We start from the raw sequence: 14,417 nt of genomic DNA on the forward strand, positions 1-14,417 counted from the left end.
GTCAGGTCTGCGGGCCGGTCCAGTCCAGGCAGACCACCACCGCGTCGTCGACCAGGTCGCCGGCCACGAACGCCCGCAGGTCGCCGATCAACGACCGGACGGCGTCCAACGGCTCCATCGGACCGGTCCTTCGCAGGAACCGGTCCAGCGCCGTCTCGCCGTAGCGTGCGTCCTGCCCGGTGGCCTCCAGGACCCCATCGCTGACCACGAAGACCCGATCGCCGCGCTCCAGCGCGAACTTCTGCTCGTGGTAGTCCGTCGCCTCGAACATGCCGAGCGGGAACTGCGCCTCCAGGGGCTGCGGGGTGACCTCACCGTCGCGCAGCAGCACCAGCCGGGGAGAGCCCGCGTCGACCACGGTCATCACGCCGGAGCGCAGGTCCAGTTCCATCAGCAGCGCCGAGATGTGCTGCTGACCCCGGTACAGGTCGTAGATCGCCTGGTCGGCGAGGGCGGCCTGGTCGGCCAGGTCGAGTCCGGCCCGGCGGGCGTTGCGCAGCGCCTGGGTGGCCAGCGAGGTGAGCAGCGACGCCGCGACACCCTCACCGGTGCCGTTGACGGTCGACAGCCAGAGCCGTTCCCCGTCGTCGGACCAGTCGAAGCTGTCGCCGCGCACCGCGTACGCCGGTTCGAGCTGGCCGGCCAGGCTGAACGACGGTCGGATCCGGCTGCGGCCGGGCAGCAGGTCCCACTGCATCTCCGCGGCCAGAGTGAGTCGCTGGCTGCGCCGCGCCGCGCGGTAGACGTCGGTGCCGGCGGAGACGGCGGCCAGTTCGTGGGCCAGCGCGGTCGCGATCTCGTCCAGCTCGCTGAGGACGGCCGGGTCGTTCGGCACCGGTGACAGTCGCAGCACCCCCCGTCGCTCACCGCGCATGCTGACCGGGAACCAGCCGGTGTCGTCGGCGAGCAGCGGCGACTGGTGGTCGAAGGAGCGCCACGCGGGGTGCCCGGGGCCGGTGATGGGGTCACCCTCCGTGAGGGGTAGCAGCTGCGAAAGCCGGTAGTCGACCTGGTACAGCTCGGCGTCGGTGATCCCGTACGCGGTGGCGAGGACATCCGCGACACCGCCGACGATCCGGTCCGCGGGTGTCTCGTTCAGGGCACGTCGTGCCCGATTGACCGGTTCGCTCATCACCACTCCCTCGCTCAAAGCCCAACCACCTGTGGGTTCGGAGTAGTCTCGGGCCACCATGGCCGAAGTGAACGGTCCACCGGACCCTGAGACGAGTATGGCTGCCGCACTGGACGCGGCGGCGGCTGCCCTGCTGAGCGTGTGGGAATCCGCCCGGGAGGAGACCACCAACCGGTTGTCCGGAGTCCAGTTACGGGCTGTCATGGTGGTGGAGCAGTACGACGCTATCAACCTGCGTCGGCTCGCCACCCGGCTCGACATGCTGCTCAGCTCAGCGAGCCGACTCTGCGACCGGTTGGTCGCCGCCGGGATGTTGGAGCGGGAGCCCGGTCGCTTCGACCGGCGGGAGATCGCCCTGCACCTCACCCCGGAGGCTCGCCGGCTCCTCGCCGAGCTGCGGGCGGACCGTCAGGCGCGGCTGACCGCCGTGTTGACCGGGATGAGCCCGGCCGGCCGTGACGCACTGCTGCGCGGGATGCGGGAATTCGACGAGACCGCTCGTCGGCAGCAGGCGCAGAACGCGCCGGTACCGGGTGGACCGGAGGACCCGGACCGACCGACCGGCCGGGCGGACTGGCTGGACGACCCGGACCGGCCCCCGGGCCGGGCGGGGGAGTTGCCGCGCGATCCGGACCGGCAGCCCCGCGGGATGTGGACGAGTGCGCCCGGCACCCCGGACCGGCCGGTCGACACCCACCGGGAGTGGCCCACCGGCGAGCCGCCGGTGGCGCGGACCGCCTGATCCGACCGGTCGGGCGGCGACGACGACGACGACGACCGTGAGGCTCGTCGTCACCGGGGCGCCGACGCGCACACGGCCAGCATGGCGATGTCGTCGTGGGCCTGCCCGTCCTGCCACTCGTCGATCATCTGGAGCAGCCGCTCGACCAGCGCGACCGGCGGCAGCCCGGCCGCCGAGGCGAGCGCGGCCCGCAATCGGTCCTCGCCGAACATCTCCACGTCACGCCGGCCGCCACGCGCCTCGGTCACCCCGTCGGTGTACGCGAGCAGCAGGTCGCCCGGGTCGAGGTGCACCCGGGTCTCGGCGAATCGGGCGGTGGCCAGCGCGCCGACCGGCATACCGCCGATCGGGACCGGGGTGACCGTGCCGCCGGGTGTGACCAGCAGCGGCGCCGGGTGGCCCCCACCGGCGATCCGCACGTCCACGCCGGTCGGCCCGCGTTGCAGGGAGCCGAGCAGCAGGGTGGTGAACTGGCTGCGCCGGGCCGCGTCGGGTGCGTCGAACAACGCGCGGTTGAGCAGCCGGATCAGCTCCAGCGGGCGCTGTTCGACCAGCCGCAGCGTCTGCATCGACTGGCGGACCCGGCCGGTCAGCACGGCCGCGCCGACGCCCTTGCCGCACACGTCACCGAGCGCGAACAGGGCGCCGTCGCGGTGTGGGAACACCTCGTAGAAGTCGCCGCCGATGCGCAGGGTGTCGCCGGCGGCCCGGTAGCCGCCGGCCAGGCTGACGCCGGGCACCGTGGGCAGCTCCGGGGGGAGCAGGCTGGTCTGCAGCACCCGGGCCAGGTGGGCCTGTTCGCCGTACAAATCGGCGGTGGCCAGCGCGGCGCCGGCCCGGGCGGCGAACTCGCGGGCCAGGTCGATGTCGCGCCGGTCGAAGCCGGCCCGCCCGGCCTGGCGGATCAGCAGCAGGGCGCCGGCCGGGCCGCCGGCGGCGCGCATCGGGCTGACCAGCACGGTGCCGGGGCGGCCGAACCCGGGTGGCAGCACGGCGGCCAGGTCGGCGAGGTCGGCGTCCAGCCAGGGGCTCGGCTCGGTGAGGTCGCCGGCCAGCGCCTCGGTCAGCCCGGGGACGGTGTCGGTCAGCTCCGGCCCGGCGAGCCCGGTGCTCGGGGACGGCTCGCCGTCGGCGTACCGGACCCAGCGCAGGTGCGGCTCGTTTGGCGCGGACGGCCGGTGCAGGGCAACGGCGGCGTCGGCCAGGTAGGGGACGGCGAGCGTCGCGGTGGCCCGCAGCGTCTGGTCGCGGTGCAGGGACGATCCGAGTCGGCTGCCGGCCCGGGCGAGGAACGCGGTGCGGGACCGCTCGGCCAGCAGGGCCTCACTGCGGGCCTGCTCCTCGGTGACGTCCCGGATGTACCAGGCGTACCGGTGGCCGGCGAGCTGCCGCCGTGCGCCGCGCAGCCGGCGGCCGCGATGATCGCCGTCGAAGCGCTCGGCGTCGTCGGTGACAGCCCGGGCCAGTGCCGGCACCGGGCACCGGCCCAGCTCGGTGCCGGCGGTGATCTCCGGGAGCAGCTCCGCCGCCATCGCGTTGACCAGGGTGACCCGGCCGGCCTCGTCGGTGGTCAGCACGGCCTCGGCGAGCCCGTCGAGCAGCTCGCGGGCCAACCGGGAATCGGCCGGGAGCGGTTGGTCGGCCCGCCGACGGGGTACCCGCCCACCGCCGCTGACCGGACCGGCGATGCCGCCCTGTCGGGTCGTGGTCACCGCCGGACGCCGGCCCGCGTCTGACGACCTGTGCGCATGGTGCCGTGGACTCCTCGCCTGCGGATCGTTGCCTGACGGCAAGCGTACCGAGGCCCTGTGACAGACGCCCAGCGTGCCGGGGACGGTCAGCCGGTGCGGGCCAGCCATCCGGCGGGCCGGGCGATGATGTGGCGGACCACCGAACCGGCGGCCCCGACCGCTGCGGCCTCCGCGCCGAGTGTCGAGGGCCGCACCGTGACCGGCGACCAGGCGGCGGTGAGCACCCGGGCGGTGATCTCGGTGAGCACCGGCGGGCACAGCCAGGGCGCCAGCGGGGCGTACCCGCCGCCGAGCACCACGGTGTCCAGGTCCAGCAAATTGACCACGCCGGCCACCGCGACACCGAGTGCCGTCCCGGCATCCTGCAGAGCCCGCAGCGCGTCCGCGTCGCCCGCCCCGGCCAGCTCGGCCAGCCGGGCCGTGGCGGTGTCGGCGGGCAGCTCCGCCCGGGCCAGCCCGGCGGCGGCCACGATCGCCTCCTGGCCGGCGTACTGCTCCAGGCAGCCCCGTCCGCCGCAGCGGCACGGGCGGCCCTGCGGGTGGACCGGCAGGTGCCCGATCTCGCCGCTCCAGCCGCGGACGCCGCGGAACAGGGCGCCGTCCAGCACGATCCCGGCGCCGATGCCGACCTCGCCGGAGATGTGCAGGAAGCTGGCCGGGCCGGGCGGTCGGGAGTGCAGCTCGCCGAGAGCGGCGAGGTTCGCCTCGTTGTCCACCACCAACGCCGGTACGCCGGGCACCTGCTCGGTCAGCGCCGGGTGCGCGGCGAGCAGCGCGGGCACCGCGACGTCGCGCCAGCCGAGGTTGGGTGCGAGCCGGACCAGCCCCGCGTCGTCCACCAGGCCGGGCACGGCGAGCGCGGCTCCGGCCAGGGTGAGGCCCTGCCGGGCGGCGTCGGTGCGGGCCTGGCCGGCCAGCTCGACCAGTCGGGCCAGGGCGTCGGCCGGAGCGACCGGGCGCAGGTCGGCCCGGTGCACCGTGCGGTGCCGGACCTGGCCGGCGAGGTCCACCACGCAGACCGCCAGGTAGTCGACGTTGACCTCCAGGCCGAGCCCGGCCGGTCCCTGGTCGGCCAGCACCAGTCCACGGGCCGGGCGGCCGGCGCCGGCCCGGGGGGCGGGGTCGGCCTCGTCGACGAGGCGGCCGGCGAGCAGGTCCTCGACCACCGCGGAGACGGTGGCCCGGGTCAGGCCGGTCGCCGTGGCCAGGTCGGCTCGGGACGGGGGGCGATCGGCGGCGGCGATCCGGCCGAGCACCAGGGCGAGGTTGAGTTCGCGCAGGCTGCCCTGTCGGACCGCGCCGGCCGGGGCGTGGGTGCGGATCACCCCTTGACAGTGCCATACGGTGGGCAAATAATTCAATCGCTGAACAAATAGCGGACACCACCACCCCGGAGGTTGCTCATGGCACCCCGTCCCACCCCCGCCGACAAGTTCTCCTTCGGGCTCTGGACCGTGGGCTGGCAGGCCCGCGACCCGTTCGGCGACGCGACCCGCCCCGAGCTCGACGCGGTCGAGGCGGTGCACCGGCTCGCCGAGCTGGGCGCGTACGGCATCACCTTCCACGACGACGACCTGATCCCGTTCGGGGCCGACGCCGCCACCCGCGACCAGCACATCGCCCGGTTCCGCAAGGCCCTCGACGAGACCGGCCTCGTAGTGCCGATGGTCACCACCAACCTCTTCACCCACCCGATCTTCAAGGACGGCGGCTTCACCAGCAACGACCGCGACGTCCGCCGCTACGCCCTGCGTAAGGTGCTGCGCAACGTCGACCTGGCCGCCGAGCTGGGCGCCAGCACGTTCGTCATGTGGGGTGGCCGCGAGGGCTCCGAGTACGACGTCGCCAAGGACGTCCGCGCCGCCCTGGACCGCTACCGCGAGGCCGTCGACCTGCTCACCCAGTACGTCATCGACAAGGGCTACAACCTGCGGTTCGCCCTGGAGCCCAAGCCCAACGAGCCGCGCGGCGACATCCTGCTGCCCACCATCGGGCACGCGCTCGGTTTCATCTCCCAGCTGGCCCACCCGGAGATGGTCGGCCTCAACCCCGAGGTCGGGCACGAGCAGATGGCCGGGCTCAACTACGCCCACGGCATCGCGCAGGCGCTCTGGCAGGGCAAGCTGTTCCACCTGGACCTCAACGGCCAGCGCGGCATCAAGTACGACCAGGACCTGGTCTTCGGCCACGGTGACCTGATGAACGCGTTCGCCCTGGTGGACCTCCTGGAGAACGGCAGCCCGAACGGCGGGCCGACCTACGACGGCCCCCGGCACTTCGACTACAAGCCCTCCCGGACCGAGGACATGGACGGGGTGTGGGCGTCGGCGGCTGCCAACATGAGCACGTACCTGCTGCTCAAGGAGCGGGCGGCGGCCTTCCGCGCCGACCCGGAGGTCGTCGAGGCGCTGGCCGCGAGCAAGGTCGGCGAGCTGAGCACGCCGACGCTCAACGACGGCGAGGGTTACGACGAGCTGCTCGCCGACCGGTCGGCGTTCGAGGATGTCGACGTGGACGCGGTGGCCGCCCGGGGCTTCGCCTTCGTCCGGCTCAACCAGCTCGCCGTCGAGCACCTGCTCGGCGCTCGCTGAGGCCGCGCCATGCCGCTGGTCGCGGGCGTCGACTCGTCCACACAGTCCTGCAAGGTGGTCATCCGGGACGCGGAGACCGGCGCCCTGCTCCGGCAGGGCCGAGCACCGCACCCGGACGGCACCGAGGTCGACCCGGAAGCCTGGTGGCAGGCGCTGCGCAGCGCCGCCGACCAGGCCGGCGGGTTGGCCGACGTGGCTGCGGTCTCGGTCGCCGGCCAGCAGCACGGCATGGTCTGCCTCGACGAGGACGGCCAGGTGGTCCGTCCGGCTCTGCTGTGGAACGACCCCCGATCCGCTGACGCCGCCGCCGACCTGATCGAGGAGGCCGGCGGCGGCGCGGCGGGAGGTCGGTTCTGGGCCGAGGCCACCGGCAGCGTTCCGGTGGCCAGCTTCACACTCACCAAGCTGCGCTGGCTGGCCACGCACGAGCCGGAGCGGGCAGCTCAGGTGGCGGCCGTCTGCCTGCCGCACGACTGGCTGACCTGGCGGTTGGCCGGCGCACCGGGGCTGGACGCGCTGCGTACCGACCGGGGTGATGCCAGCGGCACCAGCTACTGGTCGCCGGCCACCGGGCAATACCGGCTGGACCTGCTGGAGCGGGGCTTCGGTCGGCGGTTGGTGGTGCCCGAGGTGCTCGGTCCGGCGGAGTCGGCGGGCAAGCTGTCCGACGTACTGGGTGGGCCGGGCGGAGCGCTGCTCGGGGCTGGCACCGGGGACAACGCCGCCGCCGCGCTCGGCGTCGGCGCCGGCCCGGGTGACGTGGTCGTGTCGATCGGCACCTCCGGCACCGTGTTCAGCGTCGCCGACGTGCCGGCCGCCGACGAGAGCGGTGCGGTGGCGGGCTTCGCCGACGCGTCCGGTCGCTTCCTGCCGCTGGTCGCCACGCTCAACGCGGCCCGGGTGCTGGACGCCGCCGCCGCGATGCTCGGGGTCAGTCTGGACGAGCTGGCCGAACTGGCGCTCTCCGCGCCGGCCGGGGCGGACGGGCTGGTCATGGTGCCCTACCTGGAGGGTGAGCGGACGCCGAACCGACCGCTCGCGACCGGTGCCGTGCACGGCCTGACCCTGCGCACGTCGACCCCCGCGCACCTGGCGCGGGCCGCCGTGGAGGGCATGCTCTGCGCGCTCGCCGACGGGCTGGACGCGTTGACCGCGCAGGGCGCCACCGCCTGCCGGGTCATCCTGGTCGGCGGCGGGGCCCGGTCGGCCGCGGTGCGGCAGATCGCCCCGCAGGTCTTCGGCTGCCCGGTCGTCGTCCCGCCAGCCGGGGAGTACGTCGCCGACGGTGCCGCCCGGCAGGCCGCCTGGGTCGCCCTGGGCGGCGACGCACCGCCCGTCTGGGCGGTCGAGGGCACCGAGGAGTACGCGGCGGCGGCCGTCCCCGCCGTGCGCGACCAGTACGCCGCGGCGCGCGGGTTGGTGCTCGACCGGCGCTGACCGTCGGGATCGACGCGGGTGGGTGCCGGTCGACGGTGACCGGCACCCACCCGCGTGACGATCTCCTTCACGCGGTCTGGTTGGCTGCCGGTCATGACGGTGACCAGTGGCGGGCCCGGCCTGCGCCCGCACGGTCAGGGCGGTGGGCCTGCGCACCGGTTGTACAGCGTCGTGGTGTTCGTACTGCTCGCCTCACTGGACAACGTGGCGATCGGGCTGCTCCCCCCGCTGTACGGCCCGATCTCCGACGCGTTCGACGTGTCCGGGCGGCTGCTCGGCGTGGTCACAGCGGTCAGCTTCCTGGTCAGCGCGGTCGCGGCGGTCGGTTGGGCGTACGTCGGGGACCACACCAACCGCAAACCGCTGCTCATGGTGGGCACACTGCTCTGGGCGGCGGGCACCGGCGGAAGCGCGCTCGCCGGCGGCTACCTGACGTTCCTGGCCGCGCAACTGGTCGCGGCGGTCGGCCTCGGCGCGGTCGGCTCGGTGGGATTCTCCGTGGTCACCGACCTGATCTCGCCGACCCGGCGTGGGCTGGTGATGAGCTTCTGGGGGCTCTCCCAGGGGGTCGGCACCCTCGCGGGCACGCTCGTCGGCGGGCTGCTCGGGGCGGCCGACTGGCGGCGGCCGTTCCTGCTGCTGACCGGCGTCGGCCTGGTCGCCACGCTGGCCTACCTGTTCACGTACGACGTCCGGCGTGGCCAGAGCGAGCCGGAACTGGCCGGCAGGTTGGACGCCGGCACCGAGTACGACTACCGGATCAGCCGCGCCGACCTGCCGCGCATCCTGGCCCGGCGGACCAACCGGTGGCTGATCCTGCAGGGTCTGACCGCGCAGGCCGCGTTCGGTTCGCTGGTCTGGCTGCCGGTGCTCTTCGCCGAACGGGCCGAGGCCCAGGGTTACTCCACGTCGACAGCGGTCGTGGTGGGCAGCGTCTTCGCCACACTGTTCCAGCTCGGTGGGGTGCTGTCCATCCTGGGCGGGCTGATCGGTGACGCTGTGCAACGGCGTACCCCGCGAGGGCGGGCACTCGTCGCCTCCATCGGCATCCTCGCCGCGCTGCCGTTCTACCTGGTGTTGTTCTTCGTACCGGTGACCATCGACGTGCCGGACGGCGCGGGCGGCGGCGCGGTGGTGGGTGCGGTACTGGCCAGTGTGTTCACCGAGCCGTCGGTCGGGCTGAGCCTGCTCACCGCCGTCGTGGCGCTCGCGTTGACGTCGGCCAACTCGCCGAACTGGTTCGCGTTGATCGCCGACGTCAACCCACCGGAGCACCGGGGCACTGTGTACAGCCTGGGCAACCTGGTCAACGGGGTCGGTCGCGCGGCCGGCAACGGGCTGGTCGGGGTGGCCTTCCAGGCGCTTCGAGCGGCATTCCCGCCACCGCTGAACTTCGCCGTCGGGCTGGCCGCGTTCCAGCTCTTTTTCATCCCGACCGGTGTCATGTACTGGCTCGCCTCGCGAACCTCACCGACGGACATCGACAACGTGCACGACCTGTTACACACCCGAGCCGACCGCCTCTGACCCCGCCCGCCCGCGCACTACATCGGATGCAGGGGTCTCGTGTTCGCGTACCGGTAGCTTTCCGGACGAAAAACAACTCCAGCCTGGTGAGAAGGGATAATGATCCGGCTCCAAGCATTCGGTGGTGGTGGGGTGTGGTGCGGCGGGCGGTGCGTGATGCCGCGCGGGTAGCAGAGTTGTTTTACGCGGTGCAGTTGCTGCCCGACCGTGTCGATCGACGTGTGACGCGCTGGTCCTCGGCGACCGGTCGGGACGAACGCGCTGACGGCGTCCACGGGCGAGCCGCCCGTGGACGCCGCAGGGTGGGGAGCTGGCAGACGAGACCGGCTGCGCCTGCGCCGTCATCGATGCGTTCTCGGCTGGGCAGCACTGCCTCCGGCCGGTTTCGGTCCCGTCCAGCAGGCACTAGGCCCTGGAATCCGTCGCCGTTGACCTGCCAGTCGGTCGGATGCGCCCTGGCGCAGTTTCAGCGCGGCGAGCCAACCCTGCTCTCTGGTTCAGCGCTGTACACCACTTCTGGCTGTGCACCACTTCTGGAGGGTGTTCCTTGTTGCGCCGAAGGCCCGTTCGGCGAGCGCGAACACGTGCTCGTCGGTGACCGAGGTCGGGCCTGATCGGCCGACTTCAGGTCGCGCCGTCCGGAGCACCTCATTCAGGCTCTCCTCGGCGGCCTCCAGGGTGTATGCGAGGTCTTGGTCGGATGTCGCGGCCGAGATCATGTGTACGCCGCCGTACTCAATCAGCACGCCGCGACGCAGCAGGCCGGCGTAGAACTCCTGCCCGATGTCGTCGTTCACGAACAGCACCCGGAACATTGACGGCCAACCGAACGCGATGGCTGGTACGGCGGAGCGCTCGAAGAGTCGGTTCAGCCCTTCGATGAGTACGGTGCCGACCTTCTTCATAGCCGTAAACGGCTCACCGGAGCGGAACACCTCCAGGCTGGCCTTGGCTGCGGCGAACGGCATGACCTCACGCTGGTATGTGTAGCCCAGGTAGGCTGATTCCGCGCCGTCGAAGATCTCGCCCCGCCCGGCAACCGCCGACAGGGCAATGCCATTGGCCAGTCCCTTGCTCAGAGTGAACAGGTCCGGTTGAATGCCGGCGGCGGTGGCGTAACCGCCCTGGTCGTACCGGAAGCCGGTCATCACCTCGTCGAGGACGAGCAGGCAGCCGTGACTGCGGACCAACTGCGCGAGCTCAATGTGGTAATCGTGAGAGAAGAAACAGACCTCCGGGGTGACGATGACGCAGGCAACCTCCTGCCACCGCTCGGAGAGCAGGGTGCTGAGTTGCTCCAAGTCGTACCCGAAGTCCACAGTCTCGGGGTCCCGGCCAGGCAGTCCGCCGAACGCGGATTGGAGGTGCCAGTCGTGCCAGCCGTGGAAACCGCTGGTCAGGACCAGCCGGCGCCCAGTGTGTACGCGGGAGATGCGGACCGCCGCCGTGGTCGCGCACGATCCCGTCCGGAAGAACCGGACCCGTTCGGTGCCAGGGAAGAAGCTGAGCAAGGACTCGGCCGTCTCGATCCGAGGCAACGAAAGGGTGTTCGGGACGATGCCGCCCCGTTGCAGCGCGTCGATCGCGGCCTGCACCACGGATGGGTGTCCGATGCCGAGCGGCGCCGCACCGCTGCAAGAGGTGTAGTCGATGTAGCGGTCGCCGTTGGCGTCCCAAACGTGGCACCCTTCGGCGCGGTCCGCTACTACCGGAAATCGTTTCTCCAGATCCCACCGGGGGCTGGCGGTAACCAGTTTCGCCCGCTCGATCAGGGCTGACATGGAGGACATCTGCATCCTTTCGACAATCAGGTCAGGTGCGCGGATTCTGGTCTGCGGGTCAGTCGACGCAGTTGGGATCGGCCGGGCGTGCGGCGGCCGGCCGGGCGGAGAGATTCCGGGCGATGCGCAACGCGTTCGCCTGGATGGTGAGTACCGGGTTGACGCCACCAGCGAAGGGGAACAGGCTCGCGTCCACGACGTGGACGTTTTCGACGTCGTGTAGTCGGCCGTCCGGCGTGGTCACCGATTCCTTCGGATCGGGGCCGGAGCGGCAGGTGCCGTGCAGGTGGCGGCTGCCGCGGTGGAACTCGGTCGGTTCGAACCGGATCCGGGACACCTTAGCCGCGTGCAACAGGTTAGTGGCCTGCTGCGCGAGGAATCGGAGGCGATCACCGTCGCGGGGGTGAATCCGGTAGTCGAGCACCGCCTTCGGTATCCCCCATGTGTCCCTCTGGTGGGCCAGGCGTACCCGGTTGCGTTCGACGGGCTGGTCACCAGCCAGCACGTGCACCCGCACGGTGCGGCCGTCGTCATCGACTACCGGGTTGGCCTGGTACATGATCCCTCCAAGTTGGCCGGGGATGTCGGGATGCAGGTAGTAGTCGCTGAACGCCACGGTCGAGTGAGGCCCTCCAGGAGGTGCGCCCTTGGAAACCGCCCGTACCCCGCTGACATAGCCACTGAGCTTCACCGACAAGCCCGCGCCGACCAGGCCGGAGCTGTTGCCGATGCCGTCTGGCGCCCACTTCGCGGTCGAGTTGAGCAACAGACGCGCGGTCTGCACGGCGTTGGCAGCGAGAATGAACTGCCGGGCTTGGGTGAGGTGCCGGGTCTTCCCGTCAGCGTCGAGCCACTCCACCGCCCGAACCTGCTCCCTCCTGCCCGGAATCAGCCGAAGCACGCGTGCGCCCGTGCGCACCGTCATATCCCTCGCCGAGGGCAGGACATCGAGGACGCGACGGACCGCATCCCCCTTCGCCCCTGACGGGCAGACATGTTCGGTGCAGCCGCTGCACCCCGTGCAGGCCGGGTGGCCCTGGAAAGCACGCGAGTTGATCGCCAACGGCGTAGGGAACGGGTGCAGGCCGAGCCCTCGCGCGGCCTCAGCGAGTATCTGCCCCCGCTCGTCGTGGTCGTGAGGCGGCAGTGGTGCGCCGGCGGATGGCGGTTGCCACAGATCCCCGCTCAGCGTCCGAGCCACGCCGAGTCGTCGTTCCATCTCGTCGTAGTAGGGACGAAGATCGGCGTATCTGACAGGCCAGGTTCCGTCGAGCGCGTCGCCTGCCAAAAAGCGACTAGGAGCGAAATCGATTTCGCGGTAACGGAATGTGATGCCAGCGAAGAAAACGGTGCCGCCGCCAAGCGCGCTCGCCGTCCATGGATTGGACGACTTACGCGGATCTCCCGGCGACAGTGCCCGTTCCCAGGCCTGCTCGGCAGTACGCAGGTTGGCACCCGGTGCGATTCGGTCTCCCGCCTCCAGCACCAGTACCGATTTGCCGTTCGTCGCGAGCTCCACAGCAGCCACCAGCCCGCTGGCCCCGCCACCAAGTACACAATAGTCGTAAGTACGACTTGATTCGTCGCTCAACTTCTCCCCCGGGTTGGTAGTCGACTCATGTAGCTATTTCATTGCAGGTAATCGACTGGCGCTGAGGATGAACTTGTTGCGATGAGGTTTATCTGTAAGTTTGACTCCTGTCTCCGGAGGGCGTGATGGCGACTGGGCCTTGTTCCCGTATGTTTACCGCCCGCGCGCCTAGTCCCGCGAGAAAAACGAACGCGACGGGCACCGCGAGACCGATGGCGAGGCTCGTGGGGGTAGCCACTATCCCGATGAGCATCGGTCCGGAGAAGAACCCCATGTAACCAAGAGTGGATATGTTGGCTATCGCTCGGGTCGGATGAACTTCTGAAACGTCACGACTGGCGGACAGCGCGACCGGCAGCGTGTAGGAAATACCGAAACCGAATAACGCGAAGCCGACAATCCCGATCCACATTCCACCGATAATCAGCGCTGCTCCCATGCCAATGCCGGCGGTCATTGTGCCGAGCAGGAATGGACGTACCGGCCCGAACCGAGAGACCAGGTGGTCACCCGCCAGCCGACCGAGAAACATCGCGGTTACGAAGGCGCCGAAACCGACCGCTGCCAGGGAGCTACTGGCACCGCGCTCGTGCAGGTAAACCGCAGCCCAATCATTTGCCGCGCCCTCGGCTAGAGCGACGCAGAACGCCACTCCGCCGAGTATCACCAGCCGTTTCGGCCAGTGCCGCGCTCGGCGTGGCGCCGTGAATCCATCCGGCACCGGGGCTGACGCGGTATCGACTGCCGAGGGGAGCAGTGCGCGGGACCCGAAGAGGGCAATTACGGCGATGAGCAGGCTGACGACGGAAAAATGTAGCCGGATGGAGAGTCCCGCCTGGGCTGCCAGCGCACCTAGACCGGCGCCACTGATCATGCCGAGGCTATGGTACGCGTGCATGCTGCTGAGGAGGGGGCGGCCAGCAATCCGTTCGACCGCGACGCCGTGAGCGTTCATGGAGACGTCGACCAAGCTGTTGGCGAACGCAAACACCCCGAGGGCGATGGACAGGCCGGTCAGGTTGTTGGCCAGTAGTACCACTGAGAGACTCAGGGCGAACAGCGGCATCACGAGGCGGAGGACTGCGCGACTGCCGAACCGGGGGGTTATAAAACCACCCGCCTGTAGTCCGACAATAGCGCCCAGGTTCAGTCCAGCGAATGCGATAGCTAGGCCGGTATGATTGACGTCCAACTGCGACTGTATCGCTGGAATGCGAGCCGCCCAGGTGGCGAACAGCGCCCCAGTAAGAAAGAACATCAGGCGCACCGACCACAATGCCGGTCGGCAGGTGGACGTCATAGCGGGCATGCTGTTGAGATGATTCGGCAGCATCATTGCGCTTTCCCTCTAGGTGGAAGGGGAGATCGCCGGCTCCCTCTAGGGCGGGCAGCGCGAGACCAATTTCCGGCGTTGATCACGTCTGGTGTCCGGAAACCGATTCCCCGGCGTCATTGCTGAAGGGGTGGCACGCTCGCGACGGCCGTATATAGAGGTTAGCGTTCGATCTCTCCGAAAGGCATGGACGGTAATGGTTGGATGTGTGATCCATCTAACAGTCGCTCCGGACTGCCGTGAGTGTCGAGTCCGGAGGCGTCTTGGTATCGACAGATCTCTATCCCCGAAAAGGTTGCTGGACCCGATCTCGCCATTATTAACGACTGGTGACTTCCCCGTAATCGTGGTGAGCCTCTTTTTGCGCCACCCCCGCGAACGCGCCTTTGCAGCCGCCCAGCGGGAGGCGAGTTCAGGCGGTCGTAGCATTTGATCTTGGTGGGTCGGTGGGACAGGATTCCCGCTGTGCGCAACATGTTGACCTTGACCGATCGTGAGGAGATCTCCCGTGGCCTGGCTGAGGGTCTGGAAT

The 14,417-nt window shown here is 70.4% G+C and carries 10 protein-coding genes; 4 read left to right on the plus strand and 6 right to left on the minus strand.

What is annotated here, in order from left to right; all coding sequences use genetic code 11:
• Window position 1 precedes the first annotated feature (1 nt).
• Complete coding sequence (locus F8271_RS13415; protein WP_151490023.1) at window positions 2-1,132, minus strand: PP2C family protein-serine/threonine phosphatase; 1,131 nt, start codon at window positions 1,130-1,132, stop codon at window positions 2-4.
• Between the two features lie 97 nt (window positions 1,133-1,229).
• Here F8271_RS13415 and F8271_RS13420 point away from each other — a divergent pair, with 97 nt between their 5' ends.
• Window positions 1,230-1,874 (plus strand): MarR family winged helix-turn-helix transcriptional regulator, encoded by a 645-nt coding sequence (locus tag F8271_RS13420; protein WP_151490024.1) that lies wholly within the window; start codon window positions 1,230-1,232, stop codon window positions 1,872-1,874.
• Between the two features lie 50 nt (window positions 1,875-1,924).
• On the opposite strand, the gene F8271_RS13425 is transcribed toward F8271_RS13420, so the two are convergent.
• On the minus strand, window positions 1,925-3,586 hold the full coding sequence (locus F8271_RS13425; RefSeq protein WP_192580272.1) for a PP2C family protein-serine/threonine phosphatase: 1,662 nt from the start codon (window positions 3,584-3,586) through the stop codon (window positions 1,925-1,927).
• Between the two features lie 125 nt (window positions 3,587-3,711).
• Entirely contained in the window at window positions 3,712-4,950 is a 1,239-nt protein-coding gene (locus F8271_RS13430) for an ROK family transcriptional regulator (protein WP_192580273.1), read from the minus strand.
• 78 nt (window positions 4,951-5,028) lie between these two features.
• On the opposite strand from F8271_RS13430, the gene xylA reads away from it, so the two are divergent.
• The 3 genes from xylA (at window position 5,029) to F8271_RS13445 (ending at window position 9,180) form a co-directional block, all read left to right on the plus strand.
• Entirely contained in the window at window positions 5,029-6,216 is a 1,188-nt protein-coding gene (xylA, locus tag F8271_RS13435; RefSeq protein ID WP_151490026.1) for a xylose isomerase, read from the plus strand.
• Between the two features lie 9 nt (window positions 6,217-6,225).
• On the plus strand, window positions 6,226-7,653 hold the full coding sequence (gene xylB, locus F8271_RS13440; RefSeq protein ID WP_151490027.1) for a xylulokinase: 1,428 nt from the start codon (window positions 6,226-6,228) through the stop codon (window positions 7,651-7,653).
• Window positions 7,654-7,746: 93 nt separating this feature from the next.
• Window positions 7,747-9,180, plus strand: a complete 1,434-nt coding sequence (locus F8271_RS13445; RefSeq protein ID WP_151490028.1) for an MFS transporter — start codon at window positions 7,747-7,749, stop codon at window positions 9,178-9,180.
• 497 nt (window positions 9,181-9,677) lie between these two features.
• Here the strand turns inward: F8271_RS13445 and F8271_RS13450 are convergent, their stop codons facing one another.
• The 3 genes from F8271_RS13450 to F8271_RS13460 form a co-directional block, all read right to left on the minus strand.
• On the minus strand, window positions 9,678-10,961 hold the full coding sequence (locus F8271_RS13450; RefSeq protein ID WP_192580274.1) for an aminotransferase class III-fold pyridoxal phosphate-dependent enzyme: 1,284 nt from the start codon (window positions 10,959-10,961) through the stop codon (window positions 9,678-9,680).
• A 58-nt stretch (window positions 10,962-11,019) separates the two neighbouring features.
• Complete coding sequence (locus F8271_RS13455) at window positions 11,020-12,552, minus strand: GMC family oxidoreductase (RefSeq protein ID WP_151490030.1); 1,533 nt, start codon at window positions 12,550-12,552, stop codon at window positions 11,020-11,022.
• An 88-nt stretch (window positions 12,553-12,640) separates the two neighbouring features.
• A complete protein-coding gene (locus tag F8271_RS13460) occupies window positions 12,641-13,888 on the minus strand; it encodes an MFS transporter (RefSeq protein ID WP_151490031.1) in 1,248 nt (415 codons plus the stop codon).
• Window positions 13,889-14,417 lie beyond the last annotated feature (529 nt).

Source organism: Micromonospora sp. ALFpr18c (genome assembly GCF_008868155.1).
GTDB lineage: Bacteria > Actinomycetota > Actinomycetes > Mycobacteriales > Micromonosporaceae > Micromonospora.

What these genes read in the sequence shown, in the direction of transcription:
- F8271_RS13415 (WP_151490023.1), bottom strand. Translation starts at nt 1,132, where the DNA reads ATGAGCGAACCGGTCAATCGGGCACGACGTGCCCTGAACGAGACACCC.
- F8271_RS13420 (WP_151490024.1), top strand. Translation starts at nt 1,230, where the DNA reads ATGGCTGCCGCACTGGACGCGGCGGCGGCTGCCCTGCTGAGCGTGTGG.
- xylA (WP_151490026.1), top strand. Translation starts at nt 5,029, where the DNA reads ATGGCACCCCGTCCCACCCCCGCCGACAAGTTCTCCTTCGGGCTCTGG.
- xylB (WP_151490027.1), top strand. Translation starts at nt 6,226, where the DNA reads ATGCCGCTGGTCGCGGGCGTCGACTCGTCCACACAGTCCTGCAAGGTG.
- F8271_RS13445 (WP_151490028.1), top strand. Translation starts at nt 7,747, where the DNA reads ATGACGGTGACCAGTGGCGGGCCCGGCCTGCGCCCGCACGGTCAGGGC.
- F8271_RS13450 (WP_192580274.1), bottom strand. Translation starts at nt 10,961, where the DNA reads ATGTCAGCCCTGATCGAGCGGGCGAAACTGGTTACCGCCAGCCCCCGG.
- F8271_RS13460 (WP_151490031.1), bottom strand. Translation starts at nt 13,888, where the DNA reads ATGATGCTGCCGAATCATCTCAACAGCATGCCCGCTATGACGTCCACC.